Here is a 15,930-nt window from a genome sequence, read left to right as displayed (position 1 = left end):
CCAACGTTCGCGATGTGCCGGGCGTTGACGGACGGGGCAGACCTGTCCTCGTTCGTGGGTGGGCCGTTCGATGTGCGTGCGTTGGTGGCCGCCATACGGCCCGAGGTCAAGGACGGATTCCTGCTCGACGAAGTCCCCTGGGAGAACTTCCCGCAGGGGGATCACGTCAGGGAGGCCATTCACCTGCTCCACACCGGCGGCTCGCCCGTTCGCGCCGGAACGGGTGTTGTGAGCGGCATGTGCGCCAACGACATGCGAGCGGCCGCCGTGCTTGCCGTGCCGTTCCTGATCCGGATCGCCGCCGACACCCACCACCCTTACCGTGCCGAAGCGCTCGCTGAAGTCTCCTCCCCGGCGCGCGCCCGCTACTTCGGCGTCGCCTCCCGCGGCGAACTGCTGCTCCACCGAGCCGACCCCCGGTACGACGACCTCTACGACGACTACGGCGTCGAGGTGACCGGCTACCCGGCGGGCTGGTCGGTTGCCGCCGCCCGGGCCGCGATCACCGCCGACGCCACCCTCCTAAAGCCTCTTCTGCACGACCCCAACGCTGCGATCCGGATCCGCGCCTCCTACGCCCTGGCCACCGCCACCGACCTCGATCACGCGGTCCGTGCAGCCTTCCGCACCCGGCTCGGCGCCGAGCAGGACCCGATCGTCCGCGCCGCCCTGGTCTTCGCCACAGCCGAAGTCACCCGCACCCACCCCCACCAGCCGACCACCGTGTGGATGCGAGAACGCTGGCGGGACCGCACGCAAGCGTCCGAGGCCCGGCTGGCCGCCGCGATCGGCTGGCTCTGCCTCACCGACGAACCCGCCCCTGACGACCTGCGACCGACCGTTGATGGCCTCGCCACCGACGAGCGTGCCCACGCCATGGACGACCTGCCCTGGATGGCCGCCGCGGGCGGATCCAGCGAGACGGGACTGCAGCGCTGCGTCCGGGAGATGCTCCACCCCGAACAGCCTGATCCAGCGGAGCACGACGACCCGTGGGCCCCGCGATCCTGATCGGGGGGGTGCCTCTGGTGGTGATGGACGCCGGCTACGACGCCCCGCGCATCGTCCACCTGCTGGCCGACCTGCCCGTGCAGGTCCTCGGCCGGCTCCGCTCGGACCGGGTGATGCGCCGCCCGGCGCCGACCCCCGCGGAGTCTGCCCTGGCCGACCCGGCCGTGGGCCGGCCGCCCAAGCACTGCGGCGAGTTCGTCGTCGGCGACCCCGCCACCTGGGACGCCGAGCAGGCGGTGACCACCACGGCCACCCGCCGCTACGGCACCGCCCGTCGTCGCCGGGCGCCGCGTGGTCTCCTGCCTGCCCTGGCACATCACCGACGCCAAGGCACCGGGCCAGATACCCCGCCTCGGCACACGGCCGAACCGTCCCCTCCGGTCCCGACCTCCCGTAATCTGCCCGCATGACCTCGGCGGAGACGTCCTCGCTGGTGCTGCACGGCAGACGCCGTGCCTCCGTCCGGCTGCGGGACGGGGCGGTGCTACTGGAGACGGACGGCGTGCAGCGCCGGATACCGGTGACGGCGATAGAACGAGTCGACGTCCACGGCGCCAAGGACCGACAGCTGACCGTCGTACTGACGGGCGACGAGCCCGTGGTGTACCACCTCACGTGCCGCAGTGCCCCCGCCGTGCACGAGTTCGCGCAGGCCATCCGCCGTGCACTGCCCCCACGGGACGCCGACGAGCCGCGGCCGGACGGGGCGAAGTTGGTGACCGAGAAACCGCTGGAGCCGGCGGCACCGAACCGGGCCCGTCTGCTGAAGTGGGGCCTCGGGAGCGGCTATGTGCTGGTGCTCGTCCTGCTGCTGGTGAAGGGCGCATTTTCCGAGGTGGTCCCGGGGCTCCTCTGGACGGTGGCCCCCCTCGTGATCGCCGGCGGGGTGGGGGGCGTGCAAGCCGGGTGGCAGGTGTTCCGGGAGCCCTGGGTGCTGCGGACCCGGGGGATCACCGTCGAGGGAGAGCTACAGGGGACCCACTGGCACGAGGGTGGCAAACAGTACTACTACGCGTACGTCGACCATCACGGCGTACGGCGTGAGTGCAAGAGCTCGGACGGAGGTGCCGAGCGGGCCGAGATCACGTACGACCCCGCGAACCCGGATACCGCCATGGTCGGTCGCCGTACCACGGGATGGCTCGTGTTCGGTGCGGTGCTCATCCTGCTGGCGGGCTCTGTGCTGCTGGCCGGTGTCGCGTTCGCGGTGATGGGGGTGGCGCTGGCCGTCTGACCCTCTGCCAGGAGCCCGCAGGAGATGCCCTGCGGACTCTCCCCTGTGGGGTGACGGCCAGACCGTCCGAATCAGCGACCTGCGAAGTATGGGTCCGGCTCGGCTGCGGCCTTCAGCTGCGCACGATGGACCGTTCGATGAGGGCGACGGTGGCGCGGGGATCGTCGACCTCGATGACGAGGCGGTCGTACGTCTCACCGTCGGCGAGTTCGATGACCACCGCCTTGTCCGGGTTCTTCACGTCCCAGAAGATGCGTTCGCCGTCGTGGCGGAAGCGACCGGCCGTGATCACACGGGGGAGGTAGGTGCCGACGACCCGCATCCCCTTGGGTTCACGGGCGATGCCGGGGTCGTGGGTGGCGCCGCGCACGTGGGCGAGGGGGATCTCCAGGCGGCTCTTGAGGGTCCACAGCTTGTCGAGGCCCTGCATCTCGGCGATCAGCAGGCCGCGTTCACGGTCGACGGAAATCAGGGCCATGTCAGTGCTCCTTGGGGGCGGTGGACTGGGCGCGCAGACGCAGGCGGGCGCCCAGGACGGTGGAGGCGAGGTGGGGGGCGTCGTCGCCGTGGGTGGGGCGCAGGGCGTCCTCCAGGGCGGTGATGCCTTCGGCGACGAGCGCGGCGACCTCCGGGTCGTGGGGGGCGCGTTCGACGGCGGCGAGCAGGAGGAGTCCGGCCGCCGGGCCGTTGTCGTACGAGGCGATGGCCGCGGCCCGTGCCTGGGCGGGGTCGGTGAGGGTGGCGACGGCGGCGAGGCCCGGATGGATCTCGTGGTCGAGGTGGTGGCGCAGGGCGGTGAGATGCAGGCTCCGTTTGGAGCCGAAGAACTTGTAGAGACTGCCGCGGTGGACACCGGTGGCGGTCACCAGGTCGTCGACCGAGGTGCCCTCGTAGCCGTGGGTGGCGAACAGGGCGGCCGCCGCGATGACGGCCTGATCGGTGTCGAAGGCGCGCGGTCGTCCCATGCCGGTGACAGTAGGCGATTGAAGAACGATCGGTCAAGAACGGTCGTTCTTCTACGGGGACCCGCGACGGAAGAGGGCCGTCCACAGGAAGGGTTCGCCGAAGCACGGGGAGTGGGACGGCTCCTCGCGCATGCGGCGCAATTCCACCTCCGCCAGGCCGGAGAAGATCCGGCGCAGGGACTCCGGGGTGTAGGCGAGGCCGCCGTGAAGGCGGGAGTGGCGGTAGAGGTCGGCGTCATCGAGTTCGCAGCCCATGGCGCCGGCCGCGAAACAGGTGAGGGCGAGATGACCGCCGGGCGCGAGGACCCGGTCGAGGAGGGCGAGGTAGCTGATGCGGCGGTGCGGCGGCAGATGGTGGAAGCAGCCGGAATCGTAGACCAGGTCGTACGGGGCGCGCAGGTCCGTACCGGCGAGGGCGAACGCGTCGCCCAGGAGGAACCTGATCTCGGCCCCTTCGCGCCGGGCACGCTCCCCGGCCCAGTCGAGGGCCGCCGGAGAGAGGTCGACGGCGTCCACCTCGAAGCCCGACGAGGCGAGGTGCAGTGCGTTGCGCCCCGGGCCGCACCCGAGGTCGAGGGCGCGCCCCGGGGTGATCAGCCCCCGTTCCAGCCAGGAGACCAGATTCTCGTCCGGCTTCGCCGCGAAGAACGGCACCGGCCTGGAGCGGTCGGCGTAGAAGGCGTCCCACCAGGAGGCCCCCTCTGGAGTCCAGCGGTCGGCGTCCCGCGCGAAGAAGCCGTCGAGGAGTTCGAGCACGTCGTCCACGGTGCGGATGTGACGGTCCATCCGGTCCCCCTTCCCTGTCCGGCGATCCTATGGCCGTGCGGCACGAATGCCCAGGTCAGGCCGTATACCGGGATGCCCTGACGGGCCGTGTGAGGGGCGTTGAGGAGGGCCGGGAGGCACAGTCGGCCGTCGGGTCCAGGCGCTGTCCGCAACCCCGCCGAGGGCCGCGCTGGGGGCTTTCTCCGCCGACCGCGGCCCGGGTTTTCCGGTGATCCGCCGGACGGCGCCTACAGCCGCCCCTCCCCCGCCGGTGCCACGCTCCCGTCGAGCAGCGGCGCCAGTTCGCGTGCCACCGTCGTCAGGGCGCGTACGTCCCGTTCGGTGCGGGCGATCAGGAGGGCGCCCTCCAGCGCGCTGATCATGAGCGTGGCGAGCGACTCGGCCCGGGCCGCCGGAACCCCCATGCCCGTCAGCGCCTCGGCCACCGGGCGTGTCCAGCACGCGAACGCCGCCGCGGCCGCCGAGCGCGTGGAGTCGGTGGCCCGCGCGCAGTCCACCGCCGCCGCGGCGACCGGACAGCCCCCGGCGAAGCCGCCCGACGCATACTCCTGCGTCCACTGACCCACCATCGCGGCGAACAGCCCACTCGGTGTCCGCTCCGCCAGCCCCGCCACGAAGCGGGCGACCCGCTTCGCCGCGTACCGGCCGGCCCAGTCCACCGCCTCGTTGACGAGCTGCTCCTTGCCTCCGGGGAAGTAGTGCTGGAGAGAGCCACGCGGCGCGTGCGCGTGCGCGGCGACGTCGCGCATCCCGGTCGCGGTGACGCCGTCGCGCCGGATCAGCTGGGCCGCGCTGAAGACCATCCGCTCGCGCGGTCCGCGCTCGGACACCGCCATCGCCGACCTCCCCGCTCACCGTGCCGAGTTGCCCGTCCAGCCTATGACCGGTGTCATAGCGGCCGCTACTATGACGGTCGTCATAGTCGATGCCGTGAACGGAGGGCGATCCATGTCCATGGTGAAGGCCGGCTTCATCGGTCTCGGCGTCATGGGCCGGCCCATGGCCCTCCGGCTTGCCCGGTCCGGCACCCCACTGGTGGTCTGGAACCGCACGGCCTCCCGTGCGGAGCCGCTGCGCGCGGCCGGCGCGGGCGTGGCGGCGGACCCCGCCGAGGTGTTCGCGCGGGCGGAGGTCGTGCTGCTCATGCTGGCGGACGACCTCGCGATCGACTCCGTCCTGGGCCGCGGCACACCCGGCTTCGCCGCACGCGTCGCCGGGCGCGTCGTCGTCCACATGGGCACCACCTCGCCCGGTTACTCGCGCGCCCTGGAGGCCGACGTCCGTGCGGCGGGCGGGCGGTACGTCGAGGCGCCCGTCTCCGGATCCCGTCTCCCGGCGGAGAACGGGGAGTTGGTGGCGATGCTGGCCGGGGACGCGACGGCGGTGGACCTGGTGCGGCCGCTGCTCGCCCCGATGTGCCGCGAGACGTTCGTCTGCGGTCCCGCGCCGAACGCCCTGCTGATGAAGCTGTCGGTCAACCTGTTCCTGATCACGCTGGTGACCGGCCTCTCGGAGGCGTACCACTTCGCGGAACGGCACGGTCTGGACCGGGGGCTCTTCCTGGACGTCCTGGACGCGGGCCCCATGGCCAGCGGGGTCTCCCGCATGAAGGCGCCGAAGCTGCGCGCGCGGGACTTCGAGGTGCAGGCGGCGGCGCACGACGTCCTGAAGAACAACCGGCTGATCGCCGAGGCCGCCCGCGCGACGGGCCTCGCCTCCCCGCTCCTCGACGCCTGCCACGCCCTCTTCGAGGAGACCGTGTCCCTGGGGCACGGCGGCGAGGACATGGTGGCCGTCCTGAGAGCGATCGAGGCCCGCACCGCGGCCGGCCGTCCACGCCAAGCGGTTTCAGGGAGGTGAGGCACGCCCCCGCGCCGCCCGGCCCAGGCCGACGAACGCGGGCCGGCGAACCGAGGCCGCCCGGGCCGAGGTCGCCCGCACCGGTCGCCGCCTCAGTGGTCGGCCGGCCGCCGCGGGCCCCCCGCCGACCGCGCCGGGGCCGCCTCCCGGTGGGGAGGACCCGGGACCCGCCGGGGGCCTCCGGAGCCTCGTCGCAGCCTCCGCGCGCCGGGGAGCCGGTGCGGGGAGCTGAAGCGGGCGGCGCGGCGGCGCAGGAGCCGGCGGCCGACGGCGGCGCGCGGGGCAACCGGAGGGCGGGCGGCCCGGTAGAACAGCCGCTTGCCCACCTCCACCAGGAGGAGGTAACAGACGACCATGCCGACCAGCGCGGCGAAGAAGCCGGACGGAAGGAGCCGGAAGCCCAGGCGGTCGGCGAACGGGGTGGCCGGCAGCACCGCGCCCAGGACGACGACCGTGAGGGCGGTCACGGCGAGCGGCAGGCTCGGCCGGCTGCGCCAGAAGGGGCTGCGCCGTGTGCGGATCGCGAAGACGACCAGGGTCTGGGTGGCGAGCGATTCCACGAACCAGCCGGTGCGGAACTGCGCCGCGCCCGAGTGGAAGACCCACAGCATGACCGCGAACGTGGCGAAGTCGAACAGCGAGCTGATGGGCCCGAAGCAGATCATGAAGCGGCGCAGGAAGGCGATGTCCCAGTGCGCCGGGCGCCGCACCTGCTCCTCGTCCACCTCGTCGGTGGGGATGGCCAGTTGGCTGGTGTCGTACAGCAGGTTGTTGAGCAGGATCTGCGAGGGCAGCATCGGCAGGAAGCTCAGGAACAGGGAGGCTCCGGCGGCGCTGAACATGTTGCCGAAATTGCTGGACGTGCCCATGAGCACGTACTTGATGGTGTTGGCGAAGATGCGCCGCCCCTCGGCGACCCCGTCCGCGAGGACGCCGAGGTCCTTCTCCAGCAGGATGACGTCGGCGGCGTCCTTGGCCACGTCGGTGGCCGAGTCCACCGAGATCCCCACGTCGGCGGCGTGCAGGGCGAGGGCGTCGTTGACGCCGTCACCCATGAAGGCGACGTCGCCGCCGGTCTGCCGCTGGAGGCGGACGATGCGGGCCTTCTGCTCCGGACTGACCCGGGCGAAGACGGTGGTGCGGGCGATCGCGGCGGTGAGCCGTTCGTCGTCCAGGGCGTCGAGATCGCTTCCGGTGAGCGCGGTGACGTCGCCGAGGCCAAGGTCGTGACAGACCTTGGTGGCCACCGCCGGGTTGTCCCCGGTGACGATCTTCACGGTGATCCCGAGGACGCCCAGCCGCTGCAGGGCCTGGGCGGCGTCCGGCTTGGGCGGGTCCAGGAAGACCAGCAGGCCCGCGAGGCGCAGTCCGTACTCGTCCGCGGCGGTGGGAGGTGCCGTGGTCCTCGCGGGGCGGGTGGCCACCGCCACCACCCGGTTGCCCGCGGCGAACTCCGCCTCCAGGGCCCGGCCGATGTCCTCGGGCACCTGGGTGCAGCGCTCCAGCACGGCCTCGGGAGCACCCTTGGTCACCATGACCACGGCGCCCGAGGGATCGGTGACCGTCACCGAGACCATCCGCCGCTCGTGGTCGAACGGCAGCACCCCCGCCCTGGCCCAGCCGGCCAGGGCCGCGTGCTGCGAGGCCGCCGCGGGCGAGTTCCACAGCGCGGCGTCCAGCGGGTTGCCCCCGACCGCCAGCCCCTGATCGACCTCGTTCTCCGTGCACAGCAGGCCCCACCGCAGCACCTCCTCGGGCGTGGCGGCGCCGGACGGCACGGAGCGCATGAAGTCGATCCGCCCCAGGGTCAGCGTGCCGGTCTTGTCGGTGAACAGCACATCCACGTCTCCCAGATCCTCGATGCACACCAGCCGCTTGACCAGCACCTTGCGGCGGCTCAGCCGCCGCGAGCCGGCCGCGAGACTGGTGGACACCACCGCCGGGAGCAGTTGCGGGGTGATGCCGACCGCGATCGCGAGGGAGAACAGCAGCGCGTCGATGAGCGGTTTGTGGAGGGCCACGTTCATGATGAAGATCGCCGTGGTCAGCACGCCGGCGACGTACACCAGCAGCATGGAGAAGCGCCGCAGCCCCACCTGGAACTCCGTCTCCAGCTGGTGCCCGCCGAGTCCCGCGGCGATCGCGCCGAACTCCGTCCGCGCGCCGGTCGCGACCACCGTCCCGCGGCCGCTGCCGGAGTGGACCACCGTCCCCATCAGCGCGCACCCCGTCAGCTCCGCCAGCGGTGTGCCTGCCGCGACGGGCGCCGTGTCCTTGGGGACCGGCAGGGATTCGCCGGTCAGCACGGACTCGCTGCACTCCAGCCCGTTGACCGACATCAGCCGCATGTCCGCCGGGACCACGTCGCCGAGCCGCAGCTCGACCACGTCACCCGGGACCAGGCTCGTCACCGCCACCTCCTGCGGGCGGCCGTCGCGCAGCACGAGCGCCTGGTGGCTGATGCGGGCGTGCAGCGACGCGGCGGTCTTCTCCGCCCGGTACTCGTTGGCGAAGCCCAGCCCCACGGAGAGAGCGACGATCGCGCCGATGATCAGTGCGTCGTTGCGCTCGCCGACGAAGTACGAGACGACCGCCGCGGCCAGCAGCAGGGCCAGCAGCGGAGAACGCAGCTGGTGCCAGAGCACCAGCCAGCCCCGTGCCCGGTGCGAGCGGACCGCGTTGGGCCCCCAGCGCCCGAGCCGGCGCCCGGCCTCCTCCGTCGTCAGCCCCGATGCCGTGGCCTCCAGGCCGCGCAGGACGTCCTCGACGGGCTGCGCCGCCACCACGCCGATCCGGGCCCCGGCAGCCGGCCGGACCGGCGCCGTCGTCGTCACCATGGCAGATCACCGATCCGCCGCCCGCCGGCGGCCGGGCCGCTGTGTGTGGTGTGCTGCATGGCGATGGCGCTCCCCGAGACCGTCCGGTGCAAGGACCCCCCGCTCCTCGCCTGACCTTTCCAGTGTTCCGTGCGGCCGGGCGCCGCCCGTTGGGCCGTCCGGGCCCCCTGAGCCCGGCTGTCCGGCCCCCGTTCCGCGTATCAGCCGGCCGGGGCCGGGCGGGACCGCAAGCGGAACGTGCGGCGGTAGGTGTCCGGGGGCACGCCGACCGTGCGGTTGAAGTGCCGGCGCAGCGTCGTGGCGGTGCCCATGCCGGTGGCCGCCGCGATGGCGTCGACGCTGTCGTCGGTGGTCTCCAGCAGCTCCTGGGCGTGGCGGATCCGCTGGGTCAGCAGCCACTGCAACGGGGTGGTGCCGGTCACCGACCTGAAGTGCCGGCCCAGGTTGCGCGAGCTCATCCTCGCCTGGCGGGCCAGGTCCTCCACGGTCAGCGGATGGTCCAGCCGCTCGATCACCCAGGGGAGCAGTGCGGCGAGCGGGTGGTGGGCCGGGGCGGGCACCGGGGTGGTGACGAACTGGGCCTGGCCGCCGGCCCGGTGCGGCGGCACCACCAGGCGGCGGGCGACCGCGTTGGCGACCGCCGAGCCGTGGTCGAGGCGGACGAGGTGCAGGCACAGGTCCATCGCGGCGGCCTTGCCTGCGGAGGTGAGCACACTGCCGTTGTCCACGTAGAGCACGTCCGGGTCCACCTCCACCCGGGGGTGGCGGGCGGCCAGGGCCCCGGTGTGCGCCCAGTGGGTGGTCGCACGCCGGTCGTCCAGCAGGCCGGCGGCGGCCAGCACGAACGCGCCCGTGCACAGGGAGGCCACGCGCGCGCCCCCCTCGTGGGCCGCGCGCACCGCGTCGACCAGGCAGGCGGGTGGGGCCTCGTCGATGTCGGCCCAGCCGGGGACGATCACGGTGTCGGCCTGCGCGAGCCGGTCGAGCCCGTGGTCGGGCTCCAGCCGGAACCGGCCGAACCGCACGGCGCCCGGCCCGCAGACCACGAGGTCGTACCAGGGGTCGGCCGACCCGGTCGGTTCGGCGCCGAAGACCTCGCATGCCACGGAGAGCTCGAAGTGCAGCATCCCCTCGGTGACGGCCAGCGCGACAGTGCTCATGTCCGGAATTGTATGCGTCATGTCGTTCCGGACACTCGTGTGGGACATCCGCCGTCGTCAGGATGGGCGCGACGGATCGGATCGAGCACGGGGGACATCCCATGGGATCGGCATCGGCATCGGCATCGGCATCGACAGCGACAGCGGCAGCGGCAGCGGCAGCGGCAGCGGGCTTCAGGGTGGCGGTGTTCGGCGCGTACGGACACACCGGGCGCTTCGTGGTGGCGCACCTGCGGGAGCGCGGCTTCGTCCCCGTCCTGTCCGGCCGCGACGCCGGCAGGCTGCGGGCGCTGGCGGCGTCCGCCCCCGGACTCGACGCGCGCCCGGCGTCGGTCGACGACCCGGCCTCCCTCGACCGCGCGCTGGCGGGCGCGGCGGCCGTGATCAACTGTGCCGGTCCCTTCGCCACGACGGCGGCCCCCGTGATCGAGGCGGCGCTGCGCGCCGGCATCCCGTATGTGGACGTGGCGGCGGAGATCGAGGCCATCGCCGACACGTTCGCACACTTCGGGGACCGCGCCCGCGCCGCCGGGGCGGTGGTCGTACCCGCGATGGCCTTCTACGGCGGCCTCGGCGACCTGCTGGCCACCGCGGCGATGGGCGAGCGGACGGCCGCCGACGAGGCGCACATCGCGTACGGGCTGGACAGCTGGCACCCCACTGCCGGGACGCGCGCCGCGGGCAAGGTCTCCGGGCAGCGGCGGGGCGGCCGGCGCGTCCGCTACACCAACGGGCGGCTGGAGTACCACGACGACGCCCCGCCGACCCTGGAGTGGCCCTTTCCCGGGCCGATGGGCCCCCGGGCCGTCATCGGGGAGTTCACGATGGCCGACGTCGTCACCGTTCCCCGCCATCTGTCGATCCCCGAGGTGCGCACCTACATGACGGTCGAGGCGGCCAGGGACGTGTCGGCCCCGGACACGCCGGCGCCGGCCGCGGTGGACGAGCGCGGGCGGTCCGCGCAGACCTTCCTCGTCGATGTCGTCGTGCGCTCCGGCGGCACGGAACGGCGCGCCGTGGCGCGGGGCCGGGACATCTACGCCGTCACCGCCCCGCTCGCGGTGGAGGCGGTGCACCGCATCCTCACGGGACGGACCAGGACGGTCGGTGCCGCCTCCGCCGGCGAGATCTTCGACGCGCCCGGCTTCCTCCGCGCGCTGTCCCCGTACCTGTCCGTCGACCTGCGCTCTTAGGGGCGGGCCCGTCCGCGCGTCAGCCGCCGCCCGCGTCCCTGGGAATGCCGTAGGCCCGCTCCACGCGCAGCCGCAGCACCAGCCGCCGGTCGCGGACCATGGCGGCCCGGTAGTCCTCCCAGTCGGGGTGCTCGCCCAGGATCCGGCGGTAGAGCCGGATGAGCTCCTCGACCGTGTCGTCGTACGGGTCCCGGGCGACGGGAGAGAGGTCTGCCGTGCCCTCGGCCACCGTGTACGCCCGCCGGTCGGGGCTGGTCACGTGGTAGGAGGCCCGCGGGTCCCGGCGCAGATTGCGGGTCTTGGCGCGGTCGTCCGTGACCGAGACCCGGATGATCCGCTCGTCCGGGTCGTAGGCGTGGCTGACGTTCGACAGCTGGGGCCGGCCGTCGCGTCTGAGGGTGACCAGCACTCCGCCGTGACCGTCGGAAAGCAGTGCGAGCAGCGCGTTCTGCGTGGCGTCCTGAGTCATACCCCGGTCAACTCACCGGCCCGACCGGCACATTCCCCGGCAGGACGGCCGACACGGCCGGGGGATCACCCCCCGTTTTGCGGAGACCATGACATGTTGGACCCGCAAGCCCCCGGGACGGCACCGGGAGACACCGGAGGAGAACGATGGGACACCTGCGGCAAGAGGTGGAGCCGGACGAGGTCGGCCTCGACCCCAAGGCGCTGGCCCGCATGGACCAGCACTTCGCGCACCAGGTCGACGACGGCCGGCTGCCCGGCTACCTGGTGGCTGTCTCCCGGCACGGCCGCACGGCCCACCTCACCACGTACGGACACCGCGACATCGCGAACCGGCTCCCGGTCGAGACGGACACGCTGTGGCGGATGTACTCGATGACCAAGCCGGTCACCTCGGTCGCGGCGCTGATCCTGATGGAGGAGGGCCGCTTCGGGCTCGACACGCCCGTCGCCGACGTGCTTCCGGCCTTCGCCGACCCGCGGGTCTACGTCGACGGCTCCGGCCCGGCCACCCGGACCCGGCCGGCCCGGCAGCCGATCCTGGTCCGCCATCTGCTCACGCACACGGCCGGTCTCACCTTCGGCTTCTACCACGCGCATCCCGTCGACGCCCTGTACCGGGAGGCGGGCATCGAGTCGTCCGTGGTGCCCGGCACGGACCTGGCGCAGACCTGCGAGGCGTACGCGCGGCTGCCGCTGCAGTTCGAGCCGGGCACACAGTGGAACTACTCGGTGGCGACCAATGTGCTGGGCCGGGTCGTCGAGGTGGTGTCCGGCCAGGACCTCGACGCGTTCCTCGCCCAGCGGGTGTTCTCCCCGCTGGGCATGACGGACGCGGGCCTGCAGGTGACCCCGGAGCAGGCGCCCCGGCTCGCGGAGCTGTACGGCGAGACGGGGGACGGCGGCATAGCCCCCGTCCCCGGCCTGCCCCTGCACGGCCGGCCCCGGCTGCTCTCCGGCAGCGGAGGCATGGTGGCGACGGCGTACGACTACCACCGCTTCATGGAGTTCCTGCGCCGGGGCGGCGAACTGGACGGCACCCGTCTGCTGGCCGCGGGCACCGTCGCCACGATGGCCTCGAACCACCTTCCGGGCGGCGCCGACGTGCGCTCCTGCGGCAGCCGGGTCCACCGCGGGCCGGGCAAGGCGGGCCTCGGCTTCGGTCTGGGCGTCTCCGTCGTCACGGATCCCGGCATCACCCAGTCCCCCGCCGTGCTGGGCGCCTACGGGTGGAGCGGCGTGGCCACCACCACGTTCTGGGTGGACCCGCACCACGACCTGACGGTCCAGTTCCTGACCCAGTTGCGCCCGTCCGGCTCCCATGCGGTCTACCCGGAACTGAAGCGGCTGGTGCACGAGGCCGTGTCGGGCTGACGGCGGCGGCGCACCCGTGGCGGGCTCAGGTACGGCCCGGATCCCCTTCCCCCGCCCCGAGTTCCCGGACGGCCGCGTCGAAGCGTTCCCGGCAGCGTCCCCAGGCGCCGCTCACCTCGAGGTCCGGCAGCAGCGGCGTCAGCGACGCCGAGAAGTCCCGGCTCGCCTCCAGCGGCAGCAGGGAGGGCAGGTTGTCGATGGCGATCAGGTCGAGGACGGGACTCTCGCGCAGCCGGCGGACCGGGTGCTCCCAGTCGGTCGCCGTGTCGTAGACGGGCAGGAGGTTCAGGGGAGAGCCCACGTCCGCCGTCACATCGCACACGGTGCGCAGCCTGCGGCCGGGGGTGTCGAGGTCCTTCTCCGTCAGGAACGGCGGGACCGGGTGGGTGGTGAGCACGGTGTTGACCATCAGCTCGTGGTCCAGCAGTGCGCTCCGGTCCAGATCCCGGGTCTCGGCCAGATCCCAGCACGTGGGCTCGGCCCCGGCCACGCCCAGCGCGACGCGCGCACCGCGTCCGCTGCGGCCCAGCGCACCGATCACGAGCGCCCGCATCTCGCCGGCCACGGCGCGCAGCCGCTCGTCCAGTTCCTCCTTCGACGTCGGCCGCAGCGGCGCGGCCAGCCGGCCGCGGTGGTGGAGCACGGCGAGGGCGGCACCCAGGTATCCGGCCCAGTAGCCGAACGCGGCGAGCCGGCGCCCGTCGTCGTCCACCAGGTACTCCAGGTCGAGCAGCGTCCCGCCGCCCGCCGCGAACCGGCGCAGCAGCGTGGCGGCGCCGGGCTGCCCCTTGTAGGCGTGGCCGAAGAAGACATGGCGGTGCGTCAGCGTCGCGGGGGCCCCGGGCAGTTCCTTGAGGCCGACGATCACCGCGTCCGGTGGCGCGGTCACCCAGGAGCCGGGCCCGGTGACCCGGCAGCCCACCGCCTCGTACGCGTCGGCCGGGAAGACCCGCTGCGGCGAGTCCTCGACCGTCAGGGTCACTCCGCTCTCGATGAGCCGCCGGGCGTCGGACGGCACGATCGGCGTGCGGCGTTCGGTCGTACGGGACTCGTGGCGGAGCCACAGGTGGAGCTCGGTCATGCGCGGCTGTCCTCCGGGCGCGGGGCGCCGGCGGCTGGACCGCCGGCGCTCAGGGGGCTGACGTCGACGAAGGGTACGCCGGTGGCGCCGCCGTGGCGCGGCGGCCGGGCGGCGCCGTTCCGGCGTCGCCCGGCCGCCGCGCGTCCCGTTCAGGGCCGGGGCACCACCGCGGTCACGAGGAGCGCACCACGGCGTCCAGGTGCGGCAGGTAGTGGTCGAGCCGCTCCCGCTTGGTGCGCAGATAGGTGATGTTGTTCTCGCACGGCGGTATCAGCAGCGGCACCTGCTCGTCGATCTTGATGCCGTGGCGCAGGAGCGCCTCCAGCTTGCGCGGGTTGTTCGAGAGCAGGCGCACGGACCGTACGCCGAGGTCGTGCAGGATCTCCGCCGCGACCCCGTAGTCGCGCGCGTCCACGGGCAGTCCGAGGGCCAGGTTCGCCTCGACGGTGTCCAGGCCCTCCGCCTGGAGCTTCATCGCGCGCAGCTTGCCGAGCAGGCCGATGCCGCGGCCCTCGTGCCCGCGGAGGTAGATGAGGATGCCGCGCCCCGCGGCCACGATCTCCCGCAGCGCGGTGGAGAGTTGGGGCCCGCACTCGCAGTGCGTGGACCCGAAGGCGTCACCGGTCAGGCACTCCGAATGGAGACGGGTGAGCATCCCCTCTTCCTCGATGTCGCCGTGGACGAGGGCGACTTGTTCGTCACCGCGGTCGTGGTCGAGGTAGCCGATGGCCTGGAAATCACCGTACTTGGTGGGCAAGGGGGCATTCACGACTCGGGTGACCCCGGAGGAGGGGCCATTCACGACTCGGGTGACTCCCGAGGAGTGGGCATTCCCGCCGAGCACGCCGTCAATGTCTGTCATGATCTGTTCCTATCTGGTAAGCGCAGGCGGTACGAGACGAAAGGCCGTGAAAACATGAGCGGTTCGGGAACTGCGGATACTGCTGGGACGCCGCCGAGGGGTGACGTGGTTGCCACCGGACTGCCGCCCGCGCACACCGCCGGCGTGCTGCCGTCCGACACCTCGCAGGACGTGCGGGCCCGGGGGGCCGGTCCCCACCGTCAGGTCGCCGTCCTCCCCGTGGGCAGCTTCGAACAGCACGGTCCGTGCCTTCCGCTGGCGACCGACACGCTGGTCGCCTGCGCGATCGCCCGCGAGGTCGCCGCCGCGTATCCCGTTCATCTCCTTCCTCCGGTGACGATCTCCTGCTCGCACGAGCACGCGGCGTGGCCGGGAACGGTGAGCATCTCCTCCGTCACTCTCCATGCGGTGGTACGGGACATCGCCGAATCGCTCCGCCGCTCGGGCATCGAGGCCCTGGTGGTGGTCAACGGCCACGGCGGGAATTACGTCCTCGGCAATGTCGTCCAGGAATCGGCGGGCGGCGGTGTGCGGATGGCGCTTTTCCCGGCCCCCGAGGACTGGGAGGCGGCCCGGGAGCGGGCCGGTGTGCGCACCACGCTGCTCAGTGACATGCATGCCGGGGAAATCGAGACCTCCATTCTTCTGCACTGTCATCCGGAATTGGTCAGGCCCGGTTACGAGACCACGGATTTCCTCGCCGACGACCGCAGGCATCTGCTCACCCTCGGTATGGCGGCCTACACGGAGTCCGGTGTCATCGGGCGTCCTTCGCTCGCTTCCGCGGAGAAGGGCAAGCAGTTGCTGGCCGCGCTCGCCGACTCCTTCGAGGCGTGTTTCTCCCTGGTCGCCTCGGACGAGGACGAGGCGGTCGGGCGCGCGCCCGGCGTCGCGGGTCCCGAGGGCCTGCGCCGGTCGTGACGCTGACGGCGCCTCAGGAACGGGGCGCGCGGCACGGGGGGTGAGCGGAGGTAGGCGGCGTACGGCACGGGGGCACGGAGCGCGCGGGGCGGGCGCTCCGGTCCCGGCGCGCCCGGCCCCGAAGACGCAGGCGCGGCGGCCTCGTCCCCGCCGGCCGCGGCCTCGTGCCCGTCGATCG

At 73.0% G+C, this 15,930-nt stretch carries 15 protein-coding genes and 1 pseudogene; 7 read left to right on the top strand and 9 right to left on the bottom strand.

What is annotated here, in order from left to right:
* Nucleotides 1–24: 24 nt before the first annotated feature.
* From ACZ79I_RS35455 to ACZ79I_RS35445, 3 genes and pseudogenes are all read left to right on the top strand, one after another.
* On the top strand, nt 25–1,011 hold the full coding sequence (locus tag ACZ79I_RS35455; RefSeq protein WP_471503177.1) for a hypothetical protein: 987 nt from the start codon (nt 25–27) through the stop codon (nt 1,009–1,011).
* Nucleotides 1,012–1,025: 14 nt separating this feature from the next.
* Nucleotides 1,026–1,286, top strand: a pseudogene (locus tag ACZ79I_RS35450) (transposase); the annotation flags it as partial.
* Between the two features lie 131 nt (nt 1,287–1,417).
* Nucleotides 1,418–2,245, top strand: a complete 828-nt coding sequence (locus tag ACZ79I_RS35445; RefSeq protein WP_471503175.1) for a hypothetical protein — start codon at nt 1,418–1,420, stop codon at nt 2,243–2,245.
* Nucleotides 2,246–2,357: 112 nt separating this feature from the next.
* On the opposite strand, the gene ACZ79I_RS35440 is transcribed toward ACZ79I_RS35445, so the two are convergent.
* The 4 genes from ACZ79I_RS35440 to ACZ79I_RS35425 all read right to left on the bottom strand — a co-directional run bounded on the left by ACZ79I_RS35440 (nt 2,358) and on the right by ACZ79I_RS35425 (nt 4,832).
* Nucleotides 2,358–2,723, bottom strand: a complete 366-nt coding sequence (locus tag ACZ79I_RS35440; protein WP_471503173.1) for a hypothetical protein — start codon at nt 2,721–2,723, stop codon at nt 2,358–2,360.
* A gap of 1 nt (nt 2,724) precedes the next feature.
* Complete coding sequence (locus ACZ79I_RS35435) at nt 2,725–3,210, bottom strand: TetR/AcrR family transcriptional regulator (protein WP_471503172.1); 486 nt, start codon at nt 3,208–3,210, stop codon at nt 2,725–2,727.
* Between the two features lie 51 nt (nt 3,211–3,261).
* On the bottom strand, nt 3,262–3,996 hold the full coding sequence (locus tag ACZ79I_RS35430) for a class I SAM-dependent methyltransferase (protein WP_471503170.1): 735 nt from the start codon (nt 3,994–3,996) through the stop codon (nt 3,262–3,264).
* A gap of 227 nt (nt 3,997–4,223) precedes the next feature.
* On the bottom strand, nt 4,224–4,832 hold the full coding sequence (locus ACZ79I_RS35425) for a TetR/AcrR family transcriptional regulator (protein WP_471503168.1): 609 nt from the start codon (nt 4,830–4,832) through the stop codon (nt 4,224–4,226).
* Between the two features lie 121 nt (nt 4,833–4,953).
* On the opposite strand from ACZ79I_RS35425, the gene ACZ79I_RS35420 reads away from it, so the two are divergent.
* Entirely contained in the window at nt 4,954–5,856 is a 903-nt protein-coding gene (locus ACZ79I_RS35420; RefSeq protein WP_471505415.1) for an NAD(P)-dependent oxidoreductase, read from the top strand.
* A gap of 92 nt (nt 5,857–5,948) precedes the next feature.
* On the opposite strand, the gene mgtA is transcribed toward ACZ79I_RS35420, so the two are convergent.
* Together mgtA and ACZ79I_RS35410 are read right to left on the bottom strand one after the other, a co-directional pair.
* Nucleotides 5,949–8,693: a magnesium-translocating P-type ATPase gene (gene mgtA, locus ACZ79I_RS35415; RefSeq protein WP_471503166.1), complete on the bottom strand. Its 2,745-nt coding sequence runs from the start codon at nt 8,691–8,693 to the stop codon at nt 5,949–5,951.
* Nucleotides 8,694–8,893: 200 nt separating this feature from the next.
* A complete protein-coding gene (locus ACZ79I_RS35410) occupies nt 8,894–9,853 on the bottom strand; it encodes a helix-turn-helix domain-containing protein (protein ID WP_471503164.1) in 960 nt (319 codons plus the stop codon).
* Between the two features lie 185 nt (nt 9,854–10,038).
* Here ACZ79I_RS35410 and ACZ79I_RS35405 point away from each other — a divergent pair, with 185 nt between their 5' ends.
* Nucleotides 10,039–11,046, top strand: coding sequence for a saccharopine dehydrogenase family protein (locus ACZ79I_RS35405; RefSeq protein ID WP_471503162.1), 1,008 nt, complete (start codon nt 10,039–10,041; stop codon nt 11,044–11,046).
* A gap of 19 nt (nt 11,047–11,065) precedes the next feature.
* Here the strand turns inward: ACZ79I_RS35405 and ACZ79I_RS35400 are convergent, their stop codons facing one another.
* Nucleotides 11,066–11,515, bottom strand: coding sequence for a PPOX class F420-dependent oxidoreductase (locus tag ACZ79I_RS35400; RefSeq protein WP_471503160.1), 450 nt, complete (start codon nt 11,513–11,515; stop codon nt 11,066–11,068).
* Between the two features lie 146 nt (nt 11,516–11,661).
* On the opposite strand from ACZ79I_RS35400, the gene ACZ79I_RS35395 reads away from it, so the two are divergent.
* A complete protein-coding gene (locus ACZ79I_RS35395; RefSeq protein WP_471503158.1) occupies nt 11,662–12,888 on the top strand; it encodes a serine hydrolase domain-containing protein in 1,227 nt (408 codons plus the stop codon).
* A 25-nt stretch (nt 12,889–12,913) separates the two neighbouring features.
* Here ACZ79I_RS35395 and ACZ79I_RS35390 read toward each other — a convergent pair whose 3' ends face one another.
* Together ACZ79I_RS35390 and ribA are read right to left on the bottom strand one after the other, a co-directional pair.
* Nucleotides 12,914–13,969, bottom strand: a complete 1,056-nt coding sequence (locus tag ACZ79I_RS35390) for a saccharopine dehydrogenase (protein ID WP_471503156.1) — start codon at nt 13,967–13,969, stop codon at nt 12,914–12,916.
* Between the two features lie 172 nt (nt 13,970–14,141).
* Nucleotides 14,142–14,831 carry a GTP cyclohydrolase II gene (ribA, locus tag ACZ79I_RS35385; RefSeq protein ID WP_471503154.1) on the bottom strand — a complete coding sequence of 230 codons (690 nt, stop codon included), beginning with the start codon at nt 14,829–14,831 and terminating at the stop codon, nt 14,142–14,144.
* A gap of 147 nt (nt 14,832–14,978) precedes the next feature.
* Here ribA and ACZ79I_RS35380 point away from each other — a divergent pair, with 147 nt between their 5' ends.
* Nucleotides 14,979–15,752, top strand: coding sequence for a creatininase family protein (locus ACZ79I_RS35380; RefSeq protein WP_471505413.1), 774 nt, complete (start codon nt 14,979–14,981; stop codon nt 15,750–15,752).
* The last annotated feature ends 178 nt before the right edge of the window (nt 15,753–15,930 follow it).

It is taken from the genome of Streptomyces sp. PSU-S4-23, from assembly GCF_055632315.1.
Note: the sequence above shows the minus strand (reverse complement) of the source record. Positions and strands in the feature narration are given on the sequence as shown.

Excerpts from the sequence above, each read along its gene's own strand:
- mgtA (WP_471503166.1), bottom strand. The coding sequence starts at position 8,693 with ATGGTGACGACGACGGCGCCGGTCCGGCCGGCTGCCGGGGCCCGGATC.
- ribA (WP_471503154.1), bottom strand. The coding sequence starts at position 14,831 with ATGACAGACATTGACGGCGTGCTCGGCGGGAATGCCCACTCCTCGGGA.
- ACZ79I_RS35430 (WP_471503170.1), bottom strand. The coding sequence starts at position 3,996 with ATGGACCGTCACATCCGCACCGTGGACGACGTGCTCGAACTCCTCGAC.
- ACZ79I_RS35395 (WP_471503158.1), top strand. The coding sequence starts at position 11,662 with ATGGGACACCTGCGGCAAGAGGTGGAGCCGGACGAGGTCGGCCTCGAC.
- ACZ79I_RS35445 (WP_471503175.1), top strand. The coding sequence starts at position 1,418 with ATGACCTCGGCGGAGACGTCCTCGCTGGTGCTGCACGGCAGACGCCGT.
- ACZ79I_RS35410 (WP_471503164.1), bottom strand. The coding sequence starts at position 9,853 with ATGAGCACTGTCGCGCTGGCCGTCACCGAGGGGATGCTGCACTTCGAG.
- ACZ79I_RS35440 (WP_471503173.1), bottom strand. The coding sequence starts at position 2,723 with ATGGCCCTGATTTCCGTCGACCGTGAACGCGGCCTGCTGATCGCCGAG.
- ACZ79I_RS35425 (WP_471503168.1), bottom strand. The coding sequence starts at position 4,832 with ATGGCGGTGTCCGAGCGCGGACCGCGCGAGCGGATGGTCTTCAGCGCG.
- ACZ79I_RS35400 (WP_471503160.1), bottom strand. The coding sequence starts at position 11,515 with ATGACTCAGGACGCCACGCAGAACGCGCTGCTCGCACTGCTTTCCGAC.
- ACZ79I_RS35435 (WP_471503172.1), bottom strand. The coding sequence starts at position 3,210 with ATGGGACGACCGCGCGCCTTCGACACCGATCAGGCCGTCATCGCGGCG.
- ACZ79I_RS35390 (WP_471503156.1), bottom strand. The coding sequence starts at position 13,969 with ATGACCGAGCTCCACCTGTGGCTCCGCCACGAGTCCCGTACGACCGAA.